At 65.5% G+C, this 25,072-nt stretch carries 27 protein-coding genes and 1 tRNA gene; 23 read left to right on the top strand and 5 right to left on the bottom strand.

Annotated elements, in window-relative coordinates; genetic code table 11:
• Window positions 1-175: 175 nt before the first annotated feature.
• The 4 genes from AC1DOQ_RS06135 (at window position 176) to AC1DOQ_RS06120 (ending at window position 3,502) form a co-directional block, all read left to right on the top strand.
• Window positions 176-1,876, top strand: coding sequence for an isovaleryl-CoA dehydrogenase (locus AC1DOQ_RS06135; protein ID WP_477361247.1), 1,701 nt, complete (start codon window positions 176-178; stop codon window positions 1,874-1,876).
• A gap of 73 nt (window positions 1,877-1,949) precedes the next feature.
• Window positions 1,950-2,600, top strand: coding sequence for a uracil phosphoribosyltransferase (upp, locus tag AC1DOQ_RS06130; RefSeq protein WP_477361245.1), 651 nt, complete (start codon window positions 1,950-1,952; stop codon window positions 2,598-2,600).
• Between the two features lie 9 nt (window positions 2,601-2,609).
• Window positions 2,610-3,002, top strand: coding sequence for an Hpt domain-containing protein (locus AC1DOQ_RS06125; protein ID WP_477361243.1), 393 nt, complete (start codon window positions 2,610-2,612; stop codon window positions 3,000-3,002).
• A 296-nt stretch (window positions 3,003-3,298) separates the two neighbouring features.
• Window positions 3,299-3,502 carry a cold-shock protein gene (locus AC1DOQ_RS06120; protein ID WP_036166698.1) on the top strand — a complete coding sequence of 68 codons (204 nt, stop codon included), beginning with the start codon at window positions 3,299-3,301 and terminating at the stop codon, window positions 3,500-3,502.
• A 94-nt stretch (window positions 3,503-3,596) separates the two neighbouring features.
• Here AC1DOQ_RS06120 and AC1DOQ_RS06115 read toward each other — a convergent pair whose 3' ends face one another.
• The gene (locus AC1DOQ_RS06115; protein ID WP_477361241.1) at window positions 3,597-4,511 is read right to left on the bottom strand and encodes a LysR family transcriptional regulator; all 915 of its coding nucleotides are present in this window, start codon (window positions 4,509-4,511) and stop codon (window positions 3,597-3,599) included.
• Window positions 4,512-4,637: 126 nt separating this feature from the next.
• Here AC1DOQ_RS06115 and aceB point away from each other — a divergent pair, with 126 nt between their 5' ends.
• Window positions 4,638-6,227, top strand: a complete 1,590-nt coding sequence (gene aceB, locus AC1DOQ_RS06110; RefSeq protein WP_477361239.1) for a malate synthase A — start codon at window positions 4,638-4,640, stop codon at window positions 6,225-6,227.
• Between the two features lie 28 nt (window positions 6,228-6,255).
• Here aceB and AC1DOQ_RS06105 read toward each other — a convergent pair whose 3' ends face one another.
• Both AC1DOQ_RS06105 and gloB read right to left on the bottom strand, forming a co-directional pair.
• The gene (locus tag AC1DOQ_RS06105) at window positions 6,256-6,972 is read right to left on the bottom strand and encodes a DsbA family protein (RefSeq protein WP_477361237.1); all 717 of its coding nucleotides are present in this window, start codon (window positions 6,970-6,972) and stop codon (window positions 6,256-6,258) included.
• Entirely contained in the window at window positions 6,954-7,763 is an 810-nt protein-coding gene (gloB, locus tag AC1DOQ_RS06100) for a hydroxyacylglutathione hydrolase (protein ID WP_477361235.1), read from the bottom strand. The genes AC1DOQ_RS06105 and gloB overlap by 19 nt, the downstream gene beginning before the upstream one ends.
• Before the next feature lie 45 nt (window positions 7,764-7,808).
• Between gloB and AC1DOQ_RS06095 the strand changes: the two genes are divergently transcribed.
• From AC1DOQ_RS06095 to AC1DOQ_RS06010, 18 genes are all read left to right on the top strand, one after another.
• Entirely contained in the window at window positions 7,809-8,600 is a 792-nt protein-coding gene (locus AC1DOQ_RS06095; RefSeq protein WP_477361233.1) for a class I SAM-dependent methyltransferase, read from the top strand.
• A gap of 22 nt (window positions 8,601-8,622) precedes the next feature.
• Window positions 8,623-9,063, top strand: coding sequence for a ribonuclease HI (rnhA, locus tag AC1DOQ_RS06090; protein WP_477361231.1), 441 nt, complete (start codon window positions 8,623-8,625; stop codon window positions 9,061-9,063).
• A gap of 62 nt (window positions 9,064-9,125) precedes the next feature.
• Entirely contained in the window at window positions 9,126-9,833 is a 708-nt protein-coding gene (gene dnaQ, locus AC1DOQ_RS06085; protein WP_477361229.1) for a DNA polymerase III subunit epsilon, read from the top strand.
• Window positions 9,834-9,915: 82 nt separating this feature from the next.
• Window positions 9,916-9,990: transfer RNA gene (locus AC1DOQ_RS06080), tRNA-Val, on the top strand.
• Window positions 9,991-10,112: 122 nt separating this feature from the next.
• Window positions 10,113-10,682 carry a DUF302 domain-containing protein gene (locus AC1DOQ_RS06075; RefSeq protein ID WP_477361227.1) on the top strand — a complete coding sequence of 190 codons (570 nt, stop codon included), beginning with the start codon at window positions 10,113-10,115 and terminating at the stop codon, window positions 10,680-10,682.
• A 92-nt stretch (window positions 10,683-10,774) separates the two neighbouring features.
• Window positions 10,775-11,143, top strand: coding sequence for an ArsR/SmtB family transcription factor (locus AC1DOQ_RS06070; protein ID WP_442122077.1), 369 nt, complete (start codon window positions 10,775-10,777; stop codon window positions 11,141-11,143).
• A 120-nt stretch (window positions 11,144-11,263) separates the two neighbouring features.
• The gene (gene soxC / locus AC1DOQ_RS06065) at window positions 11,264-12,628 is read left to right on the top strand and encodes a sulfite dehydrogenase (protein ID WP_477361225.1); all 1,365 of its coding nucleotides are present in this window, start codon (window positions 11,264-11,266) and stop codon (window positions 12,626-12,628) included.
• Window positions 12,612-13,661 (top strand): c-type cytochrome, encoded by a 1,050-nt coding sequence (locus AC1DOQ_RS06060; protein WP_477361223.1) that lies wholly within the window; start codon window positions 12,612-12,614, stop codon window positions 13,659-13,661. The genes soxC and AC1DOQ_RS06060 overlap by 17 nt, the downstream gene beginning before the upstream one ends.
• A 35-nt stretch (window positions 13,662-13,696) precedes the next feature.
• Window positions 13,697-14,131 carry a pseudoazurin gene (locus AC1DOQ_RS06055; RefSeq protein WP_477361221.1) on the top strand — a complete coding sequence of 145 codons (435 nt, stop codon included), beginning with the start codon at window positions 13,697-13,699 and terminating at the stop codon, window positions 14,129-14,131.
• A 22-nt stretch (window positions 14,132-14,153) separates the two neighbouring features.
• Window positions 14,154-14,615 carry a thiosulfate oxidation carrier protein SoxY gene (gene soxY, locus AC1DOQ_RS06050; RefSeq protein ID WP_477361219.1) on the top strand — a complete coding sequence of 154 codons (462 nt, stop codon included), beginning with the start codon at window positions 14,154-14,156 and terminating at the stop codon, window positions 14,613-14,615.
• Window positions 14,616-14,648: 33 nt separating this feature from the next.
• A complete protein-coding gene (soxZ, locus tag AC1DOQ_RS06045; RefSeq protein WP_477361217.1) occupies window positions 14,649-14,960 on the top strand; it encodes a thiosulfate oxidation carrier complex protein SoxZ in 312 nt (103 codons plus the stop codon).
• Between the two features lie 53 nt (window positions 14,961-15,013).
• Entirely contained in the window at window positions 15,014-15,820 is an 807-nt protein-coding gene (gene soxA, locus AC1DOQ_RS06040) for a sulfur oxidation c-type cytochrome SoxA (protein WP_477361215.1), read from the top strand.
• Between the two features lie 9 nt (window positions 15,821-15,829).
• On the top strand, window positions 15,830-16,453 hold the full coding sequence (soxX, locus tag AC1DOQ_RS06035) for a sulfur oxidation c-type cytochrome SoxX (protein ID WP_477361213.1): 624 nt from the start codon (window positions 15,830-15,832) through the stop codon (window positions 16,451-16,453).
• Between the two features lie 28 nt (window positions 16,454-16,481).
• A complete protein-coding gene (gene soxB, locus AC1DOQ_RS06030; RefSeq protein WP_477361522.1) occupies window positions 16,482-18,194 on the top strand; it encodes a thiosulfohydrolase SoxB in 1,713 nt (570 codons plus the stop codon).
• Between the two features lie 20 nt (window positions 18,195-18,214).
• Window positions 18,215-18,703 (top strand): thioredoxin family protein, encoded by a 489-nt coding sequence (locus AC1DOQ_RS06025; RefSeq protein WP_477361211.1) that lies wholly within the window; start codon window positions 18,215-18,217, stop codon window positions 18,701-18,703.
• A gap of 43 nt (window positions 18,704-18,746) precedes the next feature.
• Window positions 18,747-19,760: an MBL fold metallo-hydrolase gene (locus tag AC1DOQ_RS06020; protein WP_477361209.1), complete on the top strand. Its 1,014-nt coding sequence runs from the start codon at window positions 18,747-18,749 to the stop codon at window positions 19,758-19,760.
• 10 nt (window positions 19,761-19,770) lie between these two features.
• On the top strand, window positions 19,771-20,199 hold the full coding sequence (locus tag AC1DOQ_RS06015) for a DsrE family protein (protein ID WP_477361207.1): 429 nt from the start codon (window positions 19,771-19,773) through the stop codon (window positions 20,197-20,199).
• Window positions 20,200-20,304: 105 nt separating this feature from the next.
• Window positions 20,305-20,952: a TetR family transcriptional regulator gene (locus tag AC1DOQ_RS06010; protein ID WP_477361205.1), complete on the top strand. Its 648-nt coding sequence runs from the start codon at window positions 20,305-20,307 to the stop codon at window positions 20,950-20,952.
• Between the two features lie 4 nt (window positions 20,953-20,956).
• Here the strand turns inward: AC1DOQ_RS06010 and AC1DOQ_RS06005 are convergent, their stop codons facing one another.
• Both AC1DOQ_RS06005 and AC1DOQ_RS06000 read right to left on the bottom strand, forming a co-directional pair.
• Window positions 20,957-22,243 carry a carbohydrate porin gene (locus AC1DOQ_RS06005; RefSeq protein WP_477361203.1) on the bottom strand — a complete coding sequence of 429 codons (1,287 nt, stop codon included), beginning with the start codon at window positions 22,241-22,243 and terminating at the stop codon, window positions 20,957-20,959.
• Window positions 22,244-22,259: 16 nt separating this feature from the next.
• Window positions 22,260-24,692, bottom strand: coding sequence for a glucose/quinate/shikimate family membrane-bound PQQ-dependent dehydrogenase (locus AC1DOQ_RS06000; RefSeq protein WP_477361201.1), 2,433 nt, complete (start codon window positions 24,690-24,692; stop codon window positions 22,260-22,262).
• Window positions 24,693-25,072: the final 380 nt, after the last annotated feature.

Genomic DNA, 25,072 nt, shown 5'->3' with positions numbered 1-25,072 from the left:
AGGTCGTGCTTGCCCGGCAAAAGGCTTTAGGCTAGCCTTGTTGCCTTGTCGATAACTCGATTGCGGCGCCGAACCGCTGCATTGTCGCCGATATAGTGCAAATAGGAAACTTTTCCTTCCTAGCCATGATGCTTACGTGCAACAACAATTGGACACCACGCAAGGAGACGCGGCCATGAACCGATTCGATACGCACGAGGTCTTCAACCAGGCGCCGCCCTTCGGCGACGTCAACCTGTTCCGCTGCGACCCCGCCCTGCGCGAGGGCCTGGAGCGCGAAGGCGCCGGCTGGGCCACGGAGATGCTGGACGCGCTCGGCGCCAGGCTGGGCAGCAACGAGGTGCTGGACCTGGCGCGGCTGGCCAACGAATTCACGCCGCGGCTGCTGAATTTTGACCGCGCCGGCACGCGCATCGACGAGATCGAATTCCATCCCGCCTGGCATCGCCTGATGAGCATGCTGATCGAGAACGGCGCGCATTCGCTGCCGTGGGAGCGCAACGAAGCTGGGCAGCCCGGCAGGCAGGTCGCGCGCGCCGCCGCCTACCTGCTGTTCGGCCAGGTCGAGAACGGCTCGCAATGTCCGGTGACGATGACCTATGCCTCGGTGCCGGCGCTGCGCCAGAACCCGGCGATCGCCGCGCGCTGGCTGCCGAAGATCCTGTCGCGCGACTACGATCCGCGCTCGCTGCCGGTGGAGCAGAAGCGCGGCGCCCTGATCGGCATGGGCATGACGGAAAAGCAGGGCGGCACCGACGTGCGCGCCAATACCACGCGCGCCACGCCACTCGATCGGGAACACGCCAAAGCCCGCTTCGGCGAAGAAGGCGAGGGCGCATTCGCGCTCGTCGGCCATAAATGGTTCTTTTCGGCGCCGCAGTGCGATGCCCACCTGGTGCTGGCCCAGACCGGCAGCGAGGGTAGCGCCGGACTCAGCTGCTTCTTCGTGCCGCGTTTCCTGCCGGATGGCAGCCGTAACGCCATCCGCGTGCAGCGCCTCAAGAACAAACTGGGCAACCGTTCGAACGCGTCGTCCGAGGTCGAGTTCTGCGACGCCGTCGGCTGGATGATCGGGCGCGAAGGGCGCGGCATCCCGACCATCCTCGAGATGGGCAGCCATACCCGGCTCGACTGCGTGCTGGGGACCGCCGGCATCATGCGCGCCGCCCTCTGCCACGCCTTGCACCATGCGCGCGGACGCAGCGTATTCGGCCGTCCGCTGGCCGAGCAGCCGCTGATGCAGAACGTGCTGGCCGACCTGGCGCTGGAATCGGAGGCGGCCACCGCCTTCGCGCTGCGCCTGGCCCGTTGCTACGACCGCCAGGACGATCCGGACGAGGTGCTGCTCGGCCGGATCCTGACCCCGGCCGGCAAATACTGGCTGTGCAAGCGCGGCCCGGCCTTCGGCGCCGAGGCGATGGAAGTCATGGGCGGCAACGGCTATGTCGAGGATGGCCCGCTGGCGCGGCTGTACCGCGAATTCCCCGTGAACTCGATCTGGGAGGGTTCGGGCAACGTGATGTGCCTGGACGTGCTGCGCGCCTTCGGCAGGTCGCCCGAGGCGGGCGCCGCCCTGGCGCGGGAGCTGGGCCTGGCGGCCGGACGCGATGCCCGCTTCGACGCCTGGTGTACGGGCCTGCTCGACGAACTTGCCGGGGGGGCGGTGCCGGAATCCGGTGCGCGCCGCCTGGCCGAGCGTCTGGTGGTCGGGGTCCAGGCCGGGCTGCTGCTGCGCCATGCGCCGGCCCAGCTGGCCGATGCCTTCGTAGCCTCGCGCATCGCCCGTGACGTCGGCGGCGCCTTCGGTCGGCTGCCGGATGGGGTCGACGCGGCCGCGATCCTGGCCCGCGCTCTGGAAATTTCTTCAACAAGATAGGGACAAATGGTCCCGCGGCTGGGATAATGCTGCTCTTTCAGCATCGCTGACCGCAATTAGATAGAGTTCGATAATGAAACAAGATCCGCGTTTCCCCAGCCTGTTCATCCTGAATCACCCGCTTATCCAGCATAAGCTGTCGCACATGCGCGACCGCGGCACCTCGACCCGGACCTTCCGCGAGTTGCTCAGGGAGATCACCTTGCTGATGGGCTACGAGATCACGCGCGATCTGCCGCTGACCACCCGCGAGATCGAAACCCCGCTGATGACGATCGACGCGCCTGTCATCGCCGGCAAGAAACTGGCGATCGTCCCGATCCTGCGCGCCGGCGTCGGCATGAGCGACGGCCTGCTCGAGCTGGTGCCGTCGGCCCGCGTCGGCCACATCGGCGTGTTCCGCGATCCGGACACGCACCAGCCGGTGGAATACCTGGTGCGCCTGCCGGACACCAACGAGCGTACCTTCATCCTCTGCGATCCGATGGTCGCGACCGGCAATTCGGCGGTCTACGCGGTCGACGTGCTCAAGAAGCGCGGCGTGCCGGACGACCAGATCATCTTCCTGGCCCTGGTGGCGGCGCCGGAGGGCGTGGAGGTGTTCCACAAGGCCCATCCGAACGTCAAGCTCTACGTGGCCTCGCTGGACAGCCACCTGAACGACCACGCCTACATCATTCCGGGCCTGGGCGATGCGGGCGACCGCATCTTCGGCACCAAGTAACGCACGCCGATGAGCACGGCCCAGGGCATGAACGGTGCGGTCGACGTCGAATTCTTCGAGCGTCTGGCAGCGCTGAACGACAAATTCGCGGCCTCCCTGCCGCTGACCCTGGGGCGGCTGTCGGCTGCGCGCAACACCTTCGACACGGTTCGGCCGCAGCCTGAGCTCATCAGCGAGCTGCACGCCGTGCTCCACACCCTGGCGGGCTCCTCCGCCACCTTCGGTTTCCGCATCCTCGGCCACCAGGCCCGCAACCTTGAACAGCGCCTGCGGGTCCTGATGACATTCGACGCCGTCGCGCCGGACGACTGGGCCGCCTGGCTGTGCGAACTGGACGTCTTCGTGGCCTGGGCCCTGCGCGACCCGAAGGACGCCTATCCCAATGACGAGTCTGGCATCTGATCTTTGGACAAGAATTTTGTCTGAAAGTCGTTTGATATATGACAAACTTGCCAAGATTCGTTACTCTATATTCTGCTTACAGCCGACGTTAAATAAAGGCTCGTGAAAGTTGGTTTTAGGAATGTCACGAATCGCGCTTTTTATTTTTCGAAAACCGTGTATGTTCTGGTTTATTCGGTATAATGTGGGATCGTTGGATTCGCGGTTGCAGTGCAGTTAGTCTGTCATTTGTTTCTTGCTTCTTCAAACGATCGTAAACGGGCGCAAGCCCACTTCAACTGAAATAGGAAATAGTAATGGCAACTGGCATCGTTAAATGGTTCAATGACTCCAAGGGCTTCGGCTTCATCACCCCGGACGAAGGCGGCGAAGATCTGTTCGCTCACTTCTCGGCGATCCAATCCCAAGGCTTCAAGTCGCTGCAAGAGAATCAGCGTGTTTCGTTCGACGTGACCTCGGGTCCGAAGGGCAAGCAAGCATCGAACATCCAGCCGCTGTAATCGTCACGATTACTCGCTGAATGTGAGCAAAAAATCCTCGGCATGTCCGGGGATTTTTTTTGCCTGTAGCATTCTTTTTTGTCGGAAACGTTCTTTAATTTCCAAGCTTGTTCCGCCAATACTCCGGCTGGGAATAGGCGTGCCGCAGGAAGTCGACGAAACTCCTGATGCGCAGCGGCAGGTGGCGCCGCTGGGCGAATACCGCATAAATATCGTTGCCCGGCGCAGCGTATTGTTCCAGTACCGGCACCAGCCTTCCGGCTGCGATTTCCGGCCCCACTTCCCACATCGAACGCCAGGCGAGGCCGCGTCCGGCCAGCGCCCAGTCGTGCAGCACGGCGCCGTCGTTGCAGACCATATTCCCGCCCACCTTCAGGGTCACGATACGGCCGTCTTCCTGGAAGGTCCAGCCGCGCTGGCTGCCTTCGCTGCTGATCGCCAGGCAGTTGTGGCGCGCGAGTTCGTCCAGGGTCTGCGGCGTGCCGTGGCGCTTCAGGTAGGCCGGCGCGGCCACCACCACGCGATGGTTGTCGGCCAGCTTCACGCCCACCAGGCTGGAATCGGACAGGGCGGCGATGCGGATCGCCACGTCCACGCCTTCGCCGATGACGTCGACCACCCGGTCGTTCAGGTTCAGGTTGAGCGTGAGGTCGCGGTGCTCGGCGAGGAAGGAGGGCACCAGGGGCGCCACGTGCTGGCGCCCGAAGCCGGCCGGGGCCGATACCAGCAGGTGGCCGGTGGCGCGCGCACTGCGCTCCGAGACGGCCGACTCGGCTTCCTCCAGCTCGGACAGGATGCGCTGGCAATCCTCGAGGAAAGCGGCGCCCTCGTCGGTCAGGACCAGCTTGCGGGTGGTGCGCTGCATCAGCTTGACGCCGAGGCGGGCCTCGAGGGCGTCGAGGCGGCGGCCGATCATGGCGGGGGCGATGCCCTCGGCGCGCGCCGCGGCGGACAGGCTGCCGCGCGCGACGACTTCGACGAAGGTGGAAATCTGACGAAAATGACCCATGCTGACTGTGTAGGCTCCCCATCTGTGACATAAACGCACAGATGAATATATTTTTTGTCTCGTTTAATGACGCTTGAGTGAATATACTTGACCAGATAGCAAACGCCAACCCTAGGAGAATAAGTCATGAGTATCGCCACCCCGTCCGGAATGGAGATCCGCGCCGAGATCAAGCCCGGCTACGAACAGATCCTGACTCCCGAGGCACTCGCCCTCGTCGCCAAGCTGAGCCGCGAGTTCGAGCCGCGCCGCCAGCAACTGCTGGCCGCCCGCGCCGAGCGCGCCAAGCGCCTGGACGCCGGCGAGCGTCCGGACTTCCTGCCGGAAACCGCCAACATCCGTAACGGCGACTGGAAGATCGCGCCGATCCCGAAGGCGCTGGAGTGCCGCCGTGTGGAGATCACCGGCCCGGTCGAGCGCAAGATGGTGATCAATGCCCTGAACTCGGGCGCGGACAGCTACATGACCGACTTCGAGGATTCGAACACCCCGAACTGGGACAACCAGATCACCGGCCAGCTGAACATGGTCGACGCCGTGCGCGGCACCATCTCGCTGGAGCAGAACGGCAAGCAGTACAAGCTGAACGACAAGGTGGCAACCCTGGTCGTGCGTCCGCGCGGCTGGCACCTGGACGAGAAGCACGTGCTGGTGGACGGCAAGCGCGTCTCCGGCGGCATCTTCGATTTCGCCCTGTTCATGTTCCACAACGCCAAGGAGCAGCTGGCGCGCGGCGCCGGCCCCTACTTCTATCTGCCGAAGATGGAATCGCACCTGGAAGCCCGCCTGTGGAACGACATCTTCAAGATGACCCAGGACGAACTGGGCCTGCCGCAGGGCACGATCAAGGCCACCGTGCTGATCGAGACCATTCTGGCCGCCTTCGAGATGGACGAGATCCTGTACGAGCTGCGCGAGCACAGCGCCGGCCTGAACGCGGGCCGCTGGGACTATATCTTCTCGTGCATCAAGAAGTTCAAGCTGGATAAAGAGTTCTGCCTGGCCGACCGTCCGAAGGTGACGATGACGTCGCCCTTCATGCGCGCCTACGCGCTGCTGCTGCTGAAGACCTGCCACAAGCGTGGCGCACCTGCGATCGGCGGCATGTCGGCGCTGATCCCGATCAAGAACGATCCGGAGAAGAATGCCATCGCGATGGGCGGCGTCATCAGCGACAAGGCGCGCGATGCCACCGACGGCTACGACGGCGGCTGGGTCGCCCACCCGGGCCTGGTCGAGCCGGCCATGACCGAGTTCAAGAAGGTGCTGGGCGACAAGCCGAACCAGATCGGCAAGCAGCGTCCGGACGTCGAGGTCACGGCCGCCCAGCTGCTCGACTTCAAGCCGGAAACCCCGATCACGGAGGCCGGCCTGCGCTACAACATCAACGTCGGCATCCACTACCTGGGCGCCTGGCTGGCCGGCAATGGCTGCGTGCCGATCCACAACCTGATGGAAGACGCCGCCACCGCCGAGATCAGCCGCTCGCAGGTGTGGCAGTGGATCCGCTCGCCGAAGGGCGTGCTGGACGATGGCCGCAAGGTCACCGCCGAGATGGTGCGCGCGATGATTCCGGAAGAGCTGGCCAAGGTGAAGGAAGTCGCGCCGAACGGCGACAACCCGAGCTATGCGCGCGCGGCCGAGATCTTCGAGCAAATGTCGACGTCGGAGGAGTTTGCCGAGTTCCTGACCTTGCCGCTGTACGAAGAGATCTGATCGTTGGCGTGGGCACGGTGTGCCCACCCTAGGTGCGCGACGCTAGGGTGGGCGTGCGTGCGGGAGTGCCCACCCGACGTTGTGCCAATGGTTCGCGCGCCAGGAACGCGGCCAGCTGCTGCTCATCGACCGCACCGGCTTCGAGCCGCCACAGCAGCGCTTCGATGCGATCCCCGCCCCAGAACAGCTCGCCATCGAGCCGGAAAGTCGGCACCCCGAAGATACCATCGGCAATCGCGGCATCGGTCGCCGCTGCCAGCGCCTGCTTGGCCTGCGGCGTCGCGGCCCGCTCCAGCAAGGCATGGCCATCGAAACCGGCCTCATCGGCCAGGCGCGCCAACACGGCCGCATCCGACACATCGTCCCCACCTTCCCAGCAGGCCGCCATCAAGGCCAGCGCCAGCCTGCGCCGCTCGAAGTCGTCGCCGAGCGCCGTGCACATGCGCAGCGCCGTCAGCGGATTGAAGGGATGGCCGGGCGGCCCGGCGAAGGGCAGGCCGCGGCGGGCCGCTTCGCGCATCACGTCGCGGAACAGGTAGAGACGTTTGGCCGGCACTTCGGCCGGACCCAGGTTGCCGTGGGCCTTCAGCAGGCCGGCGAACAGCACCGGCACGAAGCGGACCTGACCGCCGGCATCCTCGAGGCGATCCAGCGAACGTGCCGCCAGCCAGGCATAGGGGCTGATCGGGTCGAAGTAAAAGTCGGCCAGCGCCGGCGCGGCGCTCATCAGAACACGTTCTTCCACTCGCGCAGGGCGGCGAAGGCGGCTACCGGCGAAGCGCCCGGCTGCAGGCGGCCGGCGGCGACCAGGCTGTCGACGATGCCGGGCTCGCCGGCGCGCAGGAAGGGATTGGTGGCTTTTTCAGCGGCGATGGTCGAGGGCACGGTCGGCAGATTCGTGCCGCGTGCCTTGCTGTCGGCCTCGATCCGCATCCTGAGGGCGCGATTGCCCGGCTCGACGGCCTCGGCAAAGCGCAGGTTGGACAAGGTGTATTCGTGGGCGCAATAGACGAGGGTATCGTCGGGCAGGGCGGCGAGCTTGGCCAGCGACGCGGCCATCTGCTCGGGGCTGCCTTCGAACAGGCGGCCGCAGCCGGCGCCGAACAGGGTGTCGCCGCAGAACAGCCAGTGTTCGCCCGCGGCGTGGCCTGCATCATTCCTGACGTAGGCGATGTGGCCCAGCGTATGGCCCGGTACCTCGAGCACCGACAACGCCAGCGCCAGGCCCGGCACCTGGAAGCGGTCGCCTTCGCCCAGGGGATGGGTCACCGCGGCGATGCCGTCGTTGCGCGGGCCGTAGACCGGTACGTCATATTCTTTAAGCAATTGAGGCACGCCACCGATATGGTCAGCATGGTGATGGGTGAGTAGAATGGCGGTGAGGGTCAGGCCGTTCGCGCGCAAGGCATCGAGGATGGGCTGGCCGTCGCCCGGATCCACCGCCGCGGCGTGGACACCGTCATGGATCAGCCAGAGATAATTGTCCTTGAAGGCGGGTACGGTCAGGACTGCCAGAGTGCTCGGCGAATTCGTCATAAGCGATGAAAATGCGTGTAGAGATCCGATTCAGGAAAGGATGGCATGGATAGCGCTGCATCCGAAAAATCCATTATAGCGCTCGACCGCTGGCTGCAATCGCCGGCCGGCGCCTACGTGCGCGCCTGGGAGCAGGCCTGCCTGGACGAGCTGACGGCCGACATCTTCGGCTTCAACGCCGTCCAGATCGGCGTGCCGCAGATCGATGCGCTGGCCGCCAACCGCATGCCGAACAAGTGGCAGGCCGCAACCCGCACCTCGAACGCCGACGAACTGGCGATCGCCGCCAGCGGCAAGCAGGTCGCCGTCGCCCTCGACTTTGCCGACCTGCCGTTCGCGTCGCAGAGCCTGGACCTGGTGGTGCTGCCGCACGTGCTCGAGTTCGCTGCAGAACCGCACCAGGTGTTGCGCGAGGTCGAGCGGGTCTTGATTCCGGAAGGGCAGTTGATCATTTGCGGCTTCAATCCGGCCAGCATGTGGGGCGTGCGCCAGGGCATGGGCCGCATCACCAGCAGCACCTACCTGCCGACCGCGGGCGAGTTCATCTCTATGCCCCGGCTGAAAGACTGGTTAAAATTGTTGAATCTCGGCGCCACCCGCAGCCATTTCGGCTGTTACGCGCCGCCATTCCGCACTTCCCAATGGCTGAACCGCTTCGCCTTCGTCGAGGGGGCAGGGCGGCGCTGGTGGCCATATCTCGGGGCCGTCTACATCGTGCACGCGATCAAGCGGGTCAAGGGCATGAACATCATCGGGCCGGCCTGGAACAAGAAGCCGGGCAAGGCGCCGAAGGCGGTGCCGGCGACCAACCGCAACGAACGCAACAACCAGAACTAAGGCAAGAGGAAAAGAACGCAGCATGACGACCAAAGTAGAGATTTTTACCGACGGGGCCTGCAAGGGAAATCCGGGCACTGGCGGCTGGGGCGCGCTGCTCGTGGCCGGCGACCACGAAAAGGAGATCTTCGGCGGCGAGCCGAACACCACCAACAACCGCATGGAACTGCGCGCCGTGATCGAGGCGCTGGGCGTGCTCAACCGCCCCTGCCACGTGGTGCTGCACACCGACAGCCAGTACGTCCAGAAGGGAATCTCGGAATGGATCCACGGCTGGAAGGCGCGCGGCTGGAAGACCTCGACCAAGGAACCGGTCAAGAACGAAGACCTGTGGAAGGCCCTCGACGCCGCCCAGCAGCAGCACGCGGTCGAATGGCGCTGGGTGCGCGGCCACAACGGCCACCCCGGCAACGAGCGTGCCGACGTCCTGGCGAACATGGGCGCGGCCTCGGTGCGGCGCTGAAGCGCTGTTCCGGAAATGCTAAAATAAGCCTTTGATTTTCAACGAATTCTCTCAATAAGCGCATGCGCCAGATCGTTCTCGATACCGAAACCACCGGCCTGAATCCACGCACCGGCGACCGCATCGTCGAAGTCGGCTGCGTCGAAATCTTCAACCGCAAACTCACCGGCAGGAACCTGCACTACTACGTCAACCCCGAGCGCGACTCCGACGAGGCGGCGCTGGCGGTGCACGGGCTGACCACCGAATTCCTGAGCGACAAGCCGAAGTTCCACGAAATCGCCGAGGAGTTGCGCGAGTTCGTCAAGGGTGCGGAAATCATCATCCACAACGCGCCCTTCGACCTCGGCTTCCTGAACCACGAATTCGAGCGCATCGGCCTGCCGCCCTTCGTCAACCATTGCGCCAGCGTGATCGACACCCTGGTGCAAGCGAAGGAACTGCACCCGGGCAAGCGCAACTCGCTGGACGCGCTGTGCGACCGCTACGGCATTTCGAACGCCCACCGCAAGCTGCACGGCGCACTGCTGGACTCGGAGCTGCTGGCCGACGTCTACCTGGCGATGACGCGCGGGCAGAACATGCTGTCGATGGATGTCGAGGTCGAGGAGACCGGCGGCGGCGCGCTGCTGGAGGCGGTCCCGCTGGGCGACATCATCGTGGTGGCGGCTGCCGAAGACGAGCTTGCCGAGCACGAGAACGTGCTGGCTGCACTCGATAAAGGCGTGAAGGGAGAATGTGTTTGGAGAAAATATTCTCCGCAGGGGTGACAAAACGCAAAACTCCCCCTATAATGCTCGTCATTGCAGCGATGCATTCGCAGCAAAAGCAGTAGATAGAGAGTAACAAGCAGGGAGGTTAGCTCAGGGGTAGAGCACTGCATTCACACTGCAGGGGTCGCAAGTTCGAAACTTGCACTTCCCACCAGGATTCATCGAAAAGGCCAGCAGATTTGCTGGCCTTTTTGTTTTTGCACGGCAAGCCGCAAAGCTTGCATCCCCCATCCCCGGCGTTTATCCTCTAGGCAACTTCTGCCTGCGTAAAGCCACATGCCAGCCTTCGCATTCCGCCTCCTGTTCGCCCTTTGCCTCATATCGAGCGTCACAGGATGCAAGACCGTTCAAGTCCTCGCCAAGGCCCAGCCCGGCACCACAGCCGAAGCGGCAGGAATCGCAGGCCGCTGGGCGGACGCGAACGGCGACATCGCCGTGGCAAGCACCTGGTCCCGCAAGGTCGCGGCAGGCATATCGCCCAAGGAAGTCGAGGAAGCCTTCGCCAGCGTGGCCGCCGAAGACAATCTGCGGCCGGTAGGGGAGTTGTTCCTGTCGAAGGAACTGGCGGCCCGCTCCGGCCACCAGCAGAAGTTCCTCAAGATCTACTCCTACTGTGATCCCGAAACTGCACGCGCGATCGTCGATTTCAGTCCCGCCATGTCGGCCTTCCTGCCTTGCCGGATTGCCGTGGTCGAACAGGACGACGGCCTGTGGATCTACGCGATGAATATGGATGTGCTGCTGCGCCTTGGCCGTCGAATGCCGCCGGATCTGCAGCAGTCCGTGCTGCGGGTGCGCAAGACCATGCTCAAGATGCTCGACCGTGGCGCCGCGGGCGAATTCTGATCCCCACATGCGGCGATGCAATATCGAAAGTTCTTGCGATAGTGCCAATGTGATGGTTATATGCGCATACACGCATAGATGAATACGAACACATGGACCCCGATCTCGACAACACGGAAATGGCCGAAGTATTCGAGCAGGTGTCGAACTACTTTTTCCTGCTGTCCGAGCCGACCCGCCTGAAGATCCTGCACGCGCTGTGCAATGGCGAGCGTCCGGTCGGCACCATCGTCAGTGAACTCGGCGCCACCCAGGCAAATATCTCGCGCCAGCTGAACATGCTCTACCGCGCCCGCATCCTCGGCAGGCGCAAGGAGGGGGCGCAAGTGTATTACCGCATCGAAGACCAGAATACGATCGAACTCTGCCGGACGGTCTGCACCCACATGGCCGAGAAAGTGAAGAAGAGCCGGCGCATCGACCAGGCCGCAATCGAACACTTCATGTCCACGGACGCGTGAAGCAGGGCGCACAGGCGCCAGGCAAGCTATTGATTTAATGCGCATATGCGCATTTAGCGATATGCGCATATGACTATATGCGCAGTTGGTAATGCATCATCAACCGGAACGGAACAGAGGATGGATAAACCTGTACGCAGATTTGGCCGTGTCGTGAAGGCGCCCGAGAACTTCCTTGATCGGGAGCTGGTCGACGAGATCAATACCCAGGGACTGGACGAGCGGCGGCGCGGCTTCCTGCGCCGCAGCTTCCTTGCCGCCAGCGCCGCGATGGCCGCCGGCAGCGCGCTCGGCCAGGAAGGTCCTGCCGCAGCAGGCGATGGCGATCCGCACATCCTGACCCTGCCGGAACATTCGCGCACCCTCGGCCGGCCGGTCGCGGCCATGCCCTATGGTCTGCCGTCGAAGTACGAAGCCAAGCTGCAGCGCCGCGAATCCCCCGGCCTGACCCGCGTCTCGGCGGCCTCGGTCGCGTTCACCCCGCTGCAGGGCCTGTTCGGCATCATCACGCCGTCCGGCCTGCACTTCGAGCGCCATCACCAGGGCTGGCACGACATCGATCCGAGCGGGCACCGCCTGATGATCAATGGCCTGGTGCGCAATCCCAAGGTCTACACGATGGACGACCTGATGCGCATGCCGTCGGTCTCGCGCATCCACTTCATCGAATGCGGCGCGAACACGGCCATGGAGTGGGGCAATGTGGCGGTGCCGTCGGTGCAGTACTCGCACGGCATGCTGAGCTGCAGCGAGTTCACCGGCGTGCCGCTGTCGGTCCTGCTGGAGGACTGCGGCTACGACAAGAAGACCGCCCGCGTCGTGCTGGCCGAAGGCGCGGACGGCTCCTCGATGACGCGCACCATCCCGCTCGACCGCGCGCTCGACGACGTGATCGTCGCCTGGGGCATGAACGGCGAGATGCTGCGGCCGGAGAACGGCTATCCGCTGCGCCTGGTGGTGCCGGGCATCCAGGGCGTCTCCTGGGTCAAGTGGCTGCGCCGCATCGAGGTCGGCGACAAGCCCTATGCCACCAAGGACGAAGCGATCCACTACATGGACGCGATGCCGGACGGGAGCTATCGCCAGTACACCTCGATCCAGGAGTGCAAGTCGGTGATCACGACGCCGTCCGCCGGCCAGCGCCTGCTCGGCACGGGCTTCTACAACATCACGGGCCTGGCCTGGTCCGGGCGCGGCAAGGTCAGGCGCGTCGACGTGTCGGTGGACGGCGGCCGCAACTGGCGCACCGCGCGCCTGGAGACGCCGGTCCTGAGCAAGGCCCTGACGCGCTTCAACATCGACTGGGAGTGGAACGGTGCGCCCGCCGTCCTGCAGTCGCGCGCGATCGACGACACCGGCTATGTCCAGCCGAAGATCAACGAACTGCGCGCGGTGCGCGGCACCCGCTCCATCTATCACAACAATGCCATCCAGTCGTGGCAGGTGGCGGCTTCGGGGGAGGTGGCGAATGTCCAGGTTTATTAAGATCGCCGCCGCCATCGCGGTGGCCGGCGCCGCCGCCGCCGCCATCGCCGGACCGCTGAGCGGCCTCGGACGCACCGCCACGCCGAAGGAGATCGCGGCCTGGGACATCGACGTCCGCCCCGATTTCAAGGGCCTGCCCAAGGGTTCGGGCAGCGTGTCGGCCGGCCAGGCGGTCTGGGAAGGCAAGTGCGCATCCTGCCACGGCACCTTCGGCGAGTCGAACGAGGTGTTCACGCCGCTGGTCGGCGGCACCACGGCGGAAGACGTCAGGAACGGCCGGGTCGCCGCTCTTGTCAACGGACGCCAGCCGCAGAAGACCACCTTGATGAAAGTGGCGACCGTGTCCACGCTGTGGGACTACATCAACCGTGCCATGCCGTGGAACGCGCCGAAGTCGCTCACGACCGACGAGGTGTACGCCGTCACCGCCTATCTGCTGAACATGGGGGAGATCGTGCCGGACGACTTCGTCCTGTCCGATACGACGATCGCCCAGGCCCAGCAGCGCATGCCGAACCGGAACGGCATGACCACCAACCACGGCATGTGGGACATCAAGGGCAAGCCGGACGTGCACAGCGTGGCCTGCATGAAGAACTGCCCGGCCGATCCGGCCCCGCGTTCGACCCTGCCGGAAGCATCGCGCAACGCCCACGGCAACCTGGCCCTGCAGACGCGCGACTTCGGTGCCACCCGCGGCGTCGACACCACGCGGCCGGCGCCGGCAAGGCTGGGCGAGGGCGCCGCGGCGCCGGCCGTGGCCATGGCCAGCACCGCATCGAAGGCGCCGCCGGCGGCATTCCAGGCCAATGCCTGCCTGGCCTGCCACGGCGTCGACAGCAAGGTGGTGGGGCCGAGCTTCCTGTCGGTGCGCGCCAAATACAAGGACGACCCAGGCGCATCCGCGCGCCTGGCGCAGAAGATCAGGAACGGCAGCACCGGGGCCTGGGGCCCGATCCCGATGCCGGCCCAGGGCCACGTGAAGGACGAGGACCTCAAGGTCCTGGTGGGGTGGATCCTCGCCCCGCAATGAAGCTGTAGCCAGTTCAACTTGGAGATGGAGTACATATGAAACATGCAGTTCTCGGCATCGCCTTGTCGCTCGCCTGCGCGGGTGCCATGGCGGCCGATCACCAGGTCAGGATGCTCAACACCGGCAAGGACGGCAGCATGGTGTTCGAACCAGGCTTCCTGCGCGTCGCCAAGGGCGATACCGTCAAGTTCGTGAAGGTCGATCCCTCCCACAACAGCGCCTCGGTGCTGGTGCCGGCCGGCGCCACGCCGTGGAAGGGCAAGCCGGACGAAGAGATCTCGGTGAAGCTCGACCAGGAAGGCGTCTACCTGTACGTGTGCGAGCCGCACAAGATCATGGGCATGGCGGGCGTGATCCAGGTCGGCAAGCCGCTCAACCTGGCCGAGGCCAAGGGCCAGGCCGAGACCCTGTCGAAGTCCTTCGTCATGAACAAGGATCGCCTGGCCGGCTATATGGCGCAGGTGAAGTGACTCTCAACCAACGGAGAACCGTATGAATCAACAGCGACGCAACATCATGCGCATCAGCTCGGTGCTGGGGGCCGCCTTTGCGGCCGGCCTGCTCAAGCCCGCCGACGTCTTTGCGGCGGAATGGAGCCAGAAGGTTTTCGACGCCAAGAGCCTCGAGGCGGCGGTCAAGGAGCTCGGCGGCGACAAGTTCACCGTCAGCCAGGACGTGACGATCACCGGTCCGGACATTGCCGAGAACGGCGCCGTGGTGCCGGTGTCGATCGCCAGCCGCGCGCCGAACACCGATTTCATGGCCATCCTGGTCGAGAAGAATCCGAGCGCCATGTCGGCCAGCTTCAATATCCCGGCCGGTACCGAACCGGCGGTGACGACCCGGGTCAAGATGGGCGCGACTTCCAACGTCCACGCCCTGGTACGCGCCGACGGCAAATGGCTGGTCGCCAGCAAGGAAATCAAGGTCACCCTCGGCGGCTGCGGCGGCTGACATCTCACCACGAGACAGAGAAAGGAAGAAAACATGGCAGACCCAATGCGTATCCGCGCCAGCCTCAATGGCGACACGGCCGAGGTGAAGGTCCTCATGCGGCACGACATGGAGACCGGGCAGCGCAAGGATGCGGGCGGCAAGACGATTCCCGCGCATTTCATCAAGACCCTGGTGGCCAAGGTGAACGACAAGGTGGTGCTGGACGCGAACTTCGGCCCCTCGGTGTCGAAGGATCCCTTCCTGTCCTTCAAGGTCAAGGGCGCGGCCAAGGGCGACAAGGTCAGTGTGACCTGGGTCGACAACGCCGGCGACACCCGCACCGACGAAAGCACCATCGGCTAATAAAAGGTGAGCGCGGCGCCAGACTGCGCAGGCCATACCAGGAGGAGAGAGGCATGAGGATCTTACGTTTCGTTTGCGTCGCCCTGCCGCTGCAGGCGGCGTGCGCGCTGGCGCTGGCGCAATCGTCGGCCACCGACGAGATCGCGAAGTACCGGCAGATGCTCGCCGACGGCAATCCCGCCGAGTTGTGGGAGATGCGCGGCGAGGAGCTGTGGAAGAAGAAGGCGGGACCGAAGAATGTCTCGCTCGAGCAGTGCGACTTCGGCAAGGGGCCGGGCGTGCTGAAGGGCGCCTATGCCGAGCTGCCGCGCTACTTCAAGGACGTGGGCAAGGTAATGGACCTCGAGCAGCGGCTGGTGTACTGCCGCATGACCCTGCAGGGACTCAGCCTGGCCGACGCCACCAGGGTGCCTTTCGGCTCGACCGGCAAGCAGTCGGACATCGAGGCCCTGGTCGCCTACATCACCTCGGAGTCGCGCGGCGTCGCCATGGCCGTGTCGACCAATCACCCACTGGAGAAGCAGGCCTACGAGGCCGGCAGGCAGCTGTTCTTCTACCGCGGCGGCGCCCACGACTTCGCCTGCGCCACCTGCCATTCGACCACCGGCCAGCGCATCCGCCTGCAGGAACTGCCGAACATCCTGGATAAAGCCAATGCACAGGCGGCCTATACCACCTGGCCGGCCTACCGCGTCTCGCAGGGCGAAGTGCGCACCATGCAGCACCGGCTGTACGACTGCTTCCGCCAGCAGCGCTTCCCGGAACCCCTGTACGCATCGGATGCGATCACCGCGATCACGATGTTCCTGGCGAAGAACGCGAATGGCGGCGTGTACGCCGGCCCGGCACTCAAACGATAGGAGGGCAGCATGAACATCTTCGCAAGAACCCTGGGGGCGCTGGCCGGCGCCGTGGCCGTGGCGGGCTGCGCCACCGTTGCCGCCGAAAGCGACGCGGGACAGAGCGCGCTGGCGCTGCTGAAGCAGGACTTCCGTTCGAAAGGCCCGGCCACGCTCGAACGAGTGACGGAGCGCGACGAGGCCCAGCAGCTGTGCAGCCAGTATCCGCAGGAGCGTCCGGCCGAGGTGGCGACCCGCATCGAGACGGCGCAGCAGAAGACCATCCGCCCGCCGGCCGACGGCAAATACCTCGGCAGCTGGCAGGAAGGCGAGAAGATCGCCCAGAACGGCCGCGGCATGCAGTCGTCGGACACGGTCGGCGGCATCAACGGCGGCAATTGCTACGCCTGCCACCAGATCACGAAGCAGGAGATCTCCTTCGGTAACATCGGGCCCAGCCTCTACCAGTACGGCAAGCTGCGCGGGAACAGCGAGGAGATCGTCAAGTACACCTGGGGCAAGATCTACAACGCCCAGGCCTATACCGCCTGCTCGAACATGCCGCGTTTCGGCCACAACGGCATCCTGAGCGAGGCGCAGATCAAGGACGTGGTGGCGCTGCTGCTCGACCCGGCGTCGCCGGTGAACCAATGAGGCCGGGGCGGGAGGAGGACCGATGGGAATGAATCGACGCGAATTCGCGCAACTGCTCGGGATCGCCGCCGCCGGCGGCATGCTGCTCGACGCGAAGTCCGCGCTGGCGGCCCCGCGGCCGGACGCGATCTACGACCTGCCGCGCTTCGGCAACGTGCACTTCCTGCATTTCACCGATTGCCATGCCCAGCTGATGCCGGTCTACTTTCGCGAGCCGAGCGTGAACATCGGGCTCGGCCCGGCGGCCGGGCGCATGCCCCACCTGGTCGGCGAAGCGCTGCTGAAGGAAGCCCGCATCCCGGCGCGCTCGCCGCAGGCGCATGCCTTCACGGCGCTCGACTTCGAAACGGCGGCCCGCAATTACGGCAAGATCGGCGGCTTCGCACACCTGGCGACGCTGGTGAAGAAGATGCGGGCCGGACGTCCGGGTGCGCTGCTGCTCGACGGCGGCGATACCTGGCAGGGTTCCGCCACCGCGCTCTGGACCAGGGGCCAGGACATGGTCGATGCCTGCCTGCAGCTGGGCGTGGACGTCATGACCGCGCACTGGGAGATGACCCTGGGCGACAAGCGGGTGCAGGAAATCGTCGGCAAGGACTTCAAGGGCAAGGTCGACTTCGTGGCGCAGAACGTCAAGACCAACGACTTCGGCGACCCGGTGTTCGACCCTTACGTGATCAGGGAAATGAACGGCGTGCCGGTGGCGATCATCGGCCAGGCCTTCCCCTACACGCCGATCGCCAATCCGCGCTACATGGTGCCCGACTGGAGCTTCGGCATCCAGGAAGAGAACATGCAGAAGATGGTCGACGAGGCGCGCGCCAAGGGCGCGAAGCTGGTGGTGGTCCTGTCGCACAACGGCATGGACGTCGACATCAAGATGGCTTCGCGGGTGCGCGGCATCGACGCCATCCTGGGCGGGCACACGCACGACGGCGTGCCGGTGCCGGTGGTCGTGCCGAATGGCGGCGGCAAGACCCTGGTGACGAACGCGGGCAGCAACGGCAAATTCCTCGGGGTGCTCGACTTCGACGTGTGCGACGGCCAGGTGCGCGGCTTCCAGTACCGCCTGCTGCCGGTGTTCTCGAACTTCCTGCCGCCCGACCGCGACATGGCCGCGCTGGTGAAGAAGGTCCGCGCGCCCTACGAAGCCCGGCTGAACGAGAAGCTGGCGCTGACCGAAGGCACCCTGTACCGCCGCGGAAACTTCAACGGTACCTTCGACCAGCTGATCGTCGACGCGCTGATGGAAGTGAAGGGCGCCGACCTGGCCTTCTCGCCGGGTTTCCGCTGGGGCACCACCTTGCTGCCGGACAGTCCGATCCTGATGGAGCACCTGATGGACCAGACCGCGACCACCTATTCCTACAGCACCCTGACCGAGATGAGCGGCGCGACCATCAAGACCGTGCTCGAGGACGTGGCCGACAACCTGTTCAATCCGGATCCCTACTACCAGCAGGGCGGCGACATGGTGAGGGTCGGCGGCATGAGCTATGCGATCGACCCATCGGCGCCGATGGGTTCGCGCATCGGCGACATGCGCCTGAACGGCAAGCCGGTCGAGGCGGGCAAGACCTACAAGGTGGCCGGCTGGGCGCCGGTGGCCGAGGGCGCGTCGGGCGAGCCGGTGTGGAACGTGGTGGCGCAGTGGCTCAAGTCGAAGAAGACGATCCCGCCGCGCAAGCTGAATACGCCGCGCCTGGTGGGCGTGCAGGGCAATCCCGGCATCATGGCCTAGCCGCCGTGCGAGGGCTGGCGATGGCGGCGAGGATCGGGGTGGCGACGGCGCTGGCACTCACCGTGCTGCTTGGGGCCGTGCGTGCGGCGCCGGCGCGGGCCACGCTGCCGGCGGCGGACGATCTGGCCCGCGACGGCCGCACCGCCCTGCAGCGCGGCGTGCCGCTGGTGATCCTGTTCTCGCTGCCGGGCTGCGCCTATTGCGAAGTGGTGCGCCGCCATTACCTGCTTCCCTTGGCGCACGAAGGTCCGGCCGGCGAGCGGCCGCTGGTGCGCGAAGCCGACCTGTCGTCGGCCGCGCCCCTGCGCGGTGTCGACGGCGGCGCCGCTTCCGGCAGCGCGCTGGGCAAACGCTTCGGCATCCGCGTGGCGCCCAGCGTGCTGGTGCTGGATGGACGCGGGCGGCAACTGGCGCCGGTACTCGAAGGCGGCGACGTCGCCGGCATGTACGGCGCCTACCTCGACGACACCTTGGCGGCGGCGCGCCGTGCGCTGGCGGAGAAGCGGTGAACGACTATCTTGACATCGCGCCGGTGCGCGGGAGGAGTGGGGAATGCGTTTGTTTCAGATGATGTCGGCGTGGCTGCTGCCGCTGGTGCTGTTTGGCTTGACCACGGGCGCCGGGGCCGCGCCGCCGCAGCCGCAGCCGCAACCGCCGGTACTCACGCCGATCAAGGTCAGCGCCCACGCCTGGTTCTTCCACGGCCAGCCCGGCGTGGCGGGCAGCGACAACAAGGGATTCATGTCGAATGCCGGTTTCGTCGTCACCAACGACGGCGTGCTCGTGTTCGACTCGCTCGGCACCCCGGCCCTGGGCGAAGCGATGGTGCAGGCGATCCGCGGCGTGACCTCGCAGCCGATCCGGCGCGTGATCGTCAGCCACTACCACGCCGACCATTTCTATGGCCTGCAAGCCTTCAAGGCCGCCGGCGCCGAGATCTGGGCGCACCGGAACGGCCGCGCCTACCTGGCCTCGGATACGGCGGCCCTGCGGCTGGCGCAGCGCAAGGAAACGCTCAAGCCCTGGGTCGACGACCGCACCCGCCTGCTGCCGGCCGACCGCTGGCTGAGCTTCGGCGACGGCAGGTATATCGCCTTCGAGATGGGTGGCCTCCACTTCAGGATCATCGATGCCGGCGGTGCGCACGCGCCGGACGACATCATGCTCGGCGTCGACGAAGACAGGCTGCTGTTCGCCGGCGACCTGTTCTTCACCGGCCGGCTGCCCTTCGTCGGCGATGCCGACAGCCGCATCTGGCTGGTGGCGCTGGACCGCATGCTGGCGCTGGCGCCGGCGGTCGTTGTGCCGGGGCATGGCGAGGTGTCGCGCGACCCGCGCAAGGATCTCGACCTGACCCGCTCCTACCTGCTATTCCTGCGCAAGACCATGGGCGAGGCGGTGGCCAACCTGGACTCCTTCGACGAAGCCTACGCAAAGGTCGACTGGAGCGCCTACGCGGGTTATCCTGCATTCGAGCAGGCCAACCGGCTCAATGCCTACGGCACCTTCCTCCTGATGGAGAAGGAAAGCCTCGAACCGAAGCCGAAACCGTCGCCACAACCTTGAGGAGCATCCCATGAAGCTATTCCGTGCAATCGCTGCGGTGCTGTGCCTGGCCGTCCTCGCCGCCGCCGTCGGCGCCGCCGGCGGACGCGAAGAGAAGGTCGTCTATCACATCAACGATTCGTCGACGGCGATGGCGGCGATGGGGAATATCCGCAACCACCTGAATGCCAGCCCGAAGGCCCAGATCGTCGTGGTGGCGCATGGTCCGGGCATCGACTTCCTGCTCGAGGATGCCAAGGACAAGAACGGCAATCCCTACGATGCCGTGGTCCAGGAACTGTCGAACCGCAACGTCAAATTCAGGGTGTGCAACAATACCCTGGAGGCGCGCAAGATCGACCGCAAGCGCGTCATGCCGGAGGCGACCATCGTGCCTTCGGGCGTGGCCGAGGTGGCGCGCCTGCAGTACCAGGAAGGCTATGCCTACCTGAAGCCTTAGACCGGGGCTGTCATGGTGGCGGACACGAACGCGCTGCTCGTCCACCTGTTTGCCTTCCCCTGAGTCGCCGCGCTCGCCAGGTGCGCGATCGTTTAGAATAGCCCGATGACGAAAGCAAGCCGATCGAAGACCGCCATCCCCAAGGAAGAGGAAGCAGGCACCCGCGACAGGATCCTCGAGGTCGCGCTCCAGGAATTTTCCAGGCGCGGCCTGAGCGGCGCCCGCATCGACGCGATCGCCGCGGAAAGTGGGCTCAACAAGGGCATGATCTACTACCACTTCGGTAGCAAGGAGGATCTGTACGTCGCCGCGCTGGAAGAGAGCTATCGACGCTTCCGCCAGATCGAGAGCGACTTCCATCTCGAGAGCCTGCCACCGGTGGAGGCCTTGGGCGCCCTGGTCGGCGCCAGCTTCGATTTCCATGCCGCGCATCCCGAATTCATCCGCATGGTGATGAGCGAGAACATCAACCACGGCGAATACATTCGCAAGATCCCGCAGCTGCGTGCGATCAACCGTTCGGCGATCACGGTGCTGGAAGCTTTGTGCCGGCGCGGCATCGACGACGGCGTGTTCCGCGCCGACGTCGATCCGGTCGACCTGCACATGACGATCAGCGCGCTGTCCTTCTACAACGTGTCGAACCGCCATACCTTCAGCTTCATCTTCGACCGCGACCTCGGCGCGCCCGAGGTGCATGCGGCGCGGCGCGCGTCCGTGATCGACACGGTCCTGCGCGCCGTGCGAGCTTAGTCAATCAGAACGTGATCTTCAGCTGGGTGCCGATCGCGAGCGCGTTCCGGGTCGAGCGGTAGCTGAAGGCGCCGGGTTGTACGACGTACTGGACGTCGGCCCGCACGCCCAGCCAGCGCCGTGGCTGCACACCGTAGCTCAGTTCGACCACGGATTCGCCGGCGGGCAGCGAGGCATCGTCACCGTCCTCGAGGTTCGAGAGGGCCGCCACTTCGCGCAGGCGCGGATTGACCTGCGCATGCACCAGGCCAAGCGCCACCGTATCCGCATCCCGGCCGGCAAAGGTGCCGGTCTTGACCAGGCCGGCCGCAACCCAGCGCGTGATCTGGGCCGAGGCCCGCGGATTCGCCGTGAACTGGCCGAACACCGACAAGCCGCGGCCGCCGGGACCCTCGCGCAGGATCATCTGGTCGGCCAGCAGGTAGATGCCATAGCGTCCGCTCACGGTACCTGTTTCGCCTTGCCGCTTCACGTCCGCCGTATCGTAGAAGACGCCCAGCTTGTAATGGCCGGGCAGGGCCTCGCTGTGCGGCGCGCTGCCGGGCGCATATTCCAGTTCCAGCGGCAGCATCATGCCGGCCGTGCCGGCGGCGAATGGCCGGAAGGCGTTCCGCCTGTCGCCGAGGCGGGGATTGTCCTGGAACAGGCCGGTGCGGAACAGCAGCTCCGGGGCCAGCTTGTAGCGGACGGCCGCGCCCCAGCGCGCATTCGGGTAGTTGTACCAGCCGCTGTTGCCCGAGAGCGAAAGCGGGTGGGCGCAGAAGGCCGCATTCACCAGCTGGCAGCCGATCGCCATGCCGCCGAGGTCATTGCCCATCGCAAAAAACCCGAGGCGCAGGTTGAGCCGGTCCCCAAGCAGGTTCTGCTCATAGCTGGCCTCGCTCAGTCGGGTATAGGGACCGCCGTAGACTTCCTGGACCGGCAACCGGTTGCCGATGTAATCGGCGGACACGCCCGCACCGCGCCGGTCGTTGATGGTGAGGTGGAGCGTGGCGCCGGACCAGCCGGCGAGGCGCGCCATGTCGAAGTCTGCGCCCAGGCGCAGTTGCTGGGCATAGGTGCTACCGCGCTTCAGGCCGCCGCTCACGTTGGCAAAGGTCTCGGAGACGTAATCGCCGCGGAAATTCACCCCGGCGTCGAGATACCGGGTGCGCGCGCCGCCCCAGTCGCCGGTCAGGGTGGAGTCGTCGGCAGCCGACGCCACCGGGGCGAGCGCGACCAGGGCCATCAGGGTGGCGCAGCCGGCCGGGCGCCAGATGGGCTGGCGCCGGGATTCATTAATATTTTTCATTAGTTACCTCGATCATTCAGCGATTCAGCGCATAAGCGATGACGTAATCGCCGCGGTCCGGCGACTGGCGTGCGCCGCCGGCCGAGATCAGCACGTACTGCTTGCCGGTCTTCGGCGACACATAGCTCATCGGTCCGCCCTGGCTGCCCACCGGCAGGCGCGCCTTCCAGACTTCCTTGCCGGTTGCGCTGTCGAAGGCGCGCAGGTAGTAGTCCTGGGTGCCGGCGATGAAGACCAGGCCGCCCTGGGTCGCCAGGGTGCCGCCGAGGGTCGGCATGCCGACCGGCATCTTCATGCGCATCTTGATGCCCATCGGGCCGGTGTCCTGCACGGTACCGACCGGCACTTGCCACAGGATCTTCCGCGTCTTCAGGTCGACGGCCGACAAGGTGCCGAACGGCGGCTTCTGGCAGGGGATGCCGAGCGGGGACATGAAGCGGTTCTTGTTGACCGCATACGGCGTGCCCTTCAGCGGGACGGCGCCCATGCCGGTGTTGACCGCCTCGCCGCCATTGCTGGCGGGGCCCGCTTCAAGCTTTTGCGGGATCATCTGCACCCACAGGCCGAGGCGCATGTCGTTCACAAAGATGACGTGGTGGTTCGGGTCGACCGACAGGCTGCCCCAGTTCATGCCGCCCAGCGAGCCGGGGAAGCTGAGCGAGACGTCGGTGCCCGGCGCCGTGAACAGGCCTTCATAGCGCATGGACTTGAAGCTGATGCGGCACATCAGCTGGTCGAAGGGCGTCGCGCCCCACATATCCGATTCCTTCAGGGTGTCCGCGCCGATCTGCGGCATGCCGACCGAGAAGGGTTGCGTGTTCGAGTACTGCTCCTGCCGGATGCCGGCGGTCTTGACCGGGCGCTCCTCGACCCGGGTCAGCGGCTTGCCGGTCAGGCGGTCGAGCACGAAGAGCTGGCCGGACTTCGAGCCGAACACGACGGCGGGCCTGGTCGAGCCGTCCCTGGCCGGGAAGTCGACCAGGCTGGGCTGCATCGGCACGTCGAAGTCCCACAGGTCGTTGTGCACGGTCTGGTAGACCCATTTCTCCTTGCCGGTCGCCGCATCCAGCGCGAGGATGGAGGTGGCGTAGCGGTGATCAAGCGGGGTGCGGTTGCCGCCCCACAGGTCGACCGAGGAACTGCCCATCGGGATGAAGACGGTATTCATCGCCGGGTCGTAGGACATCGGCGCCCAGGAATTCGGCGTGCTGCGGGCGAAAGTCTGGCCCGGCGCCAGCTGCGCGTTCGGATCGTCGTGGCCGGGGTCGAAGGCCCAGCGCATCTGACCGGTGATGACGTCGAAGCCGCGCAGGACGCCGCCCGGCATGTCGGTCTGCACGTTGTCCGCCACGCGGCCGCCCACCACCACGGTGGTGCCGGCGAGGGTCGGCGCGGAGGTGAGCTGGTATTTCGGATCGTCGGCGATGCCGAGGCCCGCCTTCAGGTCGACGAAGCCGCCCTTGCCGAAGCCTTCGCACATGGCGCCGGTGTCGGCGTCGATGGCGACCAGGCGGGCGTCGATGGTATTCATCAGCAGGCGGCGCCGGCAGTTGGCGCCGGCCGGCAGCGTGGCCGGCGGGACCGGGGTCGCGCCGGCGAGAGTCGGCTGGGCCAGCGGCTGGGTGACGTCGAAATAGGCCAGGCCGCGGCAGCGGTTCCAGACCTGGGATTGCGCGTTGATGTCGCGCTCCCAGATCTTCTTGCCGCTGTCCGCATCGACCGCGATGACGTTGTTATGCGGCGTGCATAAATAGATGCGGTCGCCGATCTGCAGCGGCGTTTCCTGGTCTTCCGCGCCGTTGCCGGTGGGGCTGACCGGGGTGTCGCCGGTGTGGAAGGTCCAGGCCACCTGCAGGTTCTTCACGTTGTCGCGGGTGATCTGGTCCAGCGCGGCGAAGCGGCTGCCGCCCGGCGTGTTGCCGTAGTTGCTCCAGTTCTTCTGCGCCTGACCGGGGGCCACCGGCACCAGCGGGGTGGGCGTGCCCTGGAAGGCGACGGTCGGATGCGGCTGGAACATGTTGACGAAGGCGATCGCCATGCCGGCCGCGAGCAGCGCCGCCAGGCCGTAGGCGCCTTTGCCCGCCGCCTGTCCGCTGGCGAGCCTGCGCAGCGAGGGCCAGGTCAGCAGGGCCAGCACCATCAGGCCGGTCGGCAGCATCAGGCGCGAGACCAGCGGCCAGAAGTCGATGCCGGCGTCGAGCGGCGCCCAGACCAGGGTGCCGGCGAAGGCTGCGCCATACACCAGCACCGCGGACGCCTTCTTCCGCCAGAACTGGACGGCGGCCGCGACGATGACGAGGCCCGCGACCAGGAAGTACCAGCTGCCGTGCAGCGAGGCGAGCCTGGCGCCGCCGACGGCGAAGAACAGGCCGGTGGCCAGCAATACCAGGCCGAACAAACCACACCACACCCTCAGCCCTGTCGACGGAGGGGTTTCACTTTTAGTCATTACGAATTCTCCAAGAACTAACCATGCAATCAAGCGTTGTTCGTTCAGCCTCGGAGGAGGGGGCGCGTCGATTCGTATCGCCTGTACGGCAGGCCCCGTTCGCCAGGCCGGCGGATAACTAACCAGTTAGTTAAACATGGTCCGTTTCGATGTCGTCCTGGCTGCGATGCGATAAGAAGCCTGGCCGAAGCTTGCCGGATATGTAATGAATTGCGGCGCGCGATCAGTGTCCTGATGCGGCCCTGGTCTTTGCTGAGCGGGGAGAGTCGAGGGTGATACTAGTCAAAAGTCGATACGGCCATCCAAGCGAGGTTTTCCCGAAGGCAGGATTTTAACACGCTCGTTCGATGGCCGCTGGGCGATGCCTGTTTGCGAAGGCC

This window comes from Massilia sp. 01N417 (genome assembly GCF_056399645.1).
Note: the sequence above shows the minus strand (reverse complement) of the source record. Positions and strands in the feature narration are given on the sequence as shown.

Bases quoted from the DNA above. Each gene is read 5' to 3' on its own strand.
- AC1DOQ_RS06135 (WP_477361247.1), top strand. From the start codon at position 176: ATGAACCGATTCGATACGCACGAGGTCTTCAACCAGGCGCCGCCCTTC.
- upp (WP_477361245.1), top strand. From the start codon at position 1,950: ATGAAACAAGATCCGCGTTTCCCCAGCCTGTTCATCCTGAATCACCCG.
- AC1DOQ_RS06125 (WP_477361243.1), top strand. From the start codon at position 2,610: ATGAGCACGGCCCAGGGCATGAACGGTGCGGTCGACGTCGAATTCTTC.
- AC1DOQ_RS06120 (WP_036166698.1), top strand. From the start codon at position 3,299: ATGGCAACTGGCATCGTTAAATGGTTCAATGACTCCAAGGGCTTCGGC.
- AC1DOQ_RS06115 (WP_477361241.1), bottom strand. From the start codon at position 4,511: ATGGGTCATTTTCGTCAGATTTCCACCTTCGTCGAAGTCGTCGCGCGC.
- aceB (WP_477361239.1), top strand. From the start codon at position 4,638: ATGAGTATCGCCACCCCGTCCGGAATGGAGATCCGCGCCGAGATCAAG.
- gloB (WP_477361235.1), bottom strand. From the start codon at position 7,763: ATGACGAATTCGCCGAGCACTCTGGCAGTCCTGACCGTACCCGCCTTC.
- AC1DOQ_RS06095 (WP_477361233.1), top strand. From the start codon at position 7,809: ATGGATAGCGCTGCATCCGAAAAATCCATTATAGCGCTCGACCGCTGG.
- rnhA (WP_477361231.1), top strand. From the start codon at position 8,623: ATGACGACCAAAGTAGAGATTTTTACCGACGGGGCCTGCAAGGGAAAT.
- dnaQ (WP_477361229.1), top strand. From the start codon at position 9,126: ATGCGCCAGATCGTTCTCGATACCGAAACCACCGGCCTGAATCCACGC.
- AC1DOQ_RS06075 (WP_477361227.1), top strand. From the start codon at position 10,113: ATGCCAGCCTTCGCATTCCGCCTCCTGTTCGCCCTTTGCCTCATATCG.
- AC1DOQ_RS06070 (WP_442122077.1), top strand. From the start codon at position 10,775: ATGGACCCCGATCTCGACAACACGGAAATGGCCGAAGTATTCGAGCAG.
- soxC (WP_477361225.1), top strand. From the start codon at position 11,264: ATGGATAAACCTGTACGCAGATTTGGCCGTGTCGTGAAGGCGCCCGAG.
- AC1DOQ_RS06060 (WP_477361223.1), top strand. From the start codon at position 12,612: ATGTCCAGGTTTATTAAGATCGCCGCCGCCATCGCGGTGGCCGGCGCC.
- AC1DOQ_RS06055 (WP_477361221.1), top strand. From the start codon at position 13,697: ATGAAACATGCAGTTCTCGGCATCGCCTTGTCGCTCGCCTGCGCGGGT.
- soxY (WP_477361219.1), top strand. From the start codon at position 14,154: ATGAATCAACAGCGACGCAACATCATGCGCATCAGCTCGGTGCTGGGG.
- soxZ (WP_477361217.1), top strand. From the start codon at position 14,649: ATGGCAGACCCAATGCGTATCCGCGCCAGCCTCAATGGCGACACGGCC.
- soxA (WP_477361215.1), top strand. From the start codon at position 15,014: ATGAGGATCTTACGTTTCGTTTGCGTCGCCCTGCCGCTGCAGGCGGCG.
- soxX (WP_477361213.1), top strand. From the start codon at position 15,830: ATGAACATCTTCGCAAGAACCCTGGGGGCGCTGGCCGGCGCCGTGGCC.
- soxB (WP_477361522.1), top strand. From the start codon at position 16,482: ATGAATCGACGCGAATTCGCGCAACTGCTCGGGATCGCCGCCGCCGGC.
- AC1DOQ_RS06025 (WP_477361211.1), top strand. From the start codon at position 18,215: ATGGCGGCGAGGATCGGGGTGGCGACGGCGCTGGCACTCACCGTGCTG.
- AC1DOQ_RS06020 (WP_477361209.1), top strand. From the start codon at position 18,747: ATGCGTTTGTTTCAGATGATGTCGGCGTGGCTGCTGCCGCTGGTGCTG.
- AC1DOQ_RS06015 (WP_477361207.1), top strand. From the start codon at position 19,771: ATGAAGCTATTCCGTGCAATCGCTGCGGTGCTGTGCCTGGCCGTCCTC.
- AC1DOQ_RS06010 (WP_477361205.1), top strand. From the start codon at position 20,305: ATGACGAAAGCAAGCCGATCGAAGACCGCCATCCCCAAGGAAGAGGAA.
- AC1DOQ_RS06005 (WP_477361203.1), bottom strand. From the start codon at position 22,243: ATGAAAAATATTAATGAATCCCGGCGCCAGCCCATCTGGCGCCCGGCC.
- AC1DOQ_RS06000 (WP_477361201.1), bottom strand. From the start codon at position 24,692: ATGACTAAAAGTGAAACCCCTCCGTCGACAGGGCTGAGGGTGTGGTGT.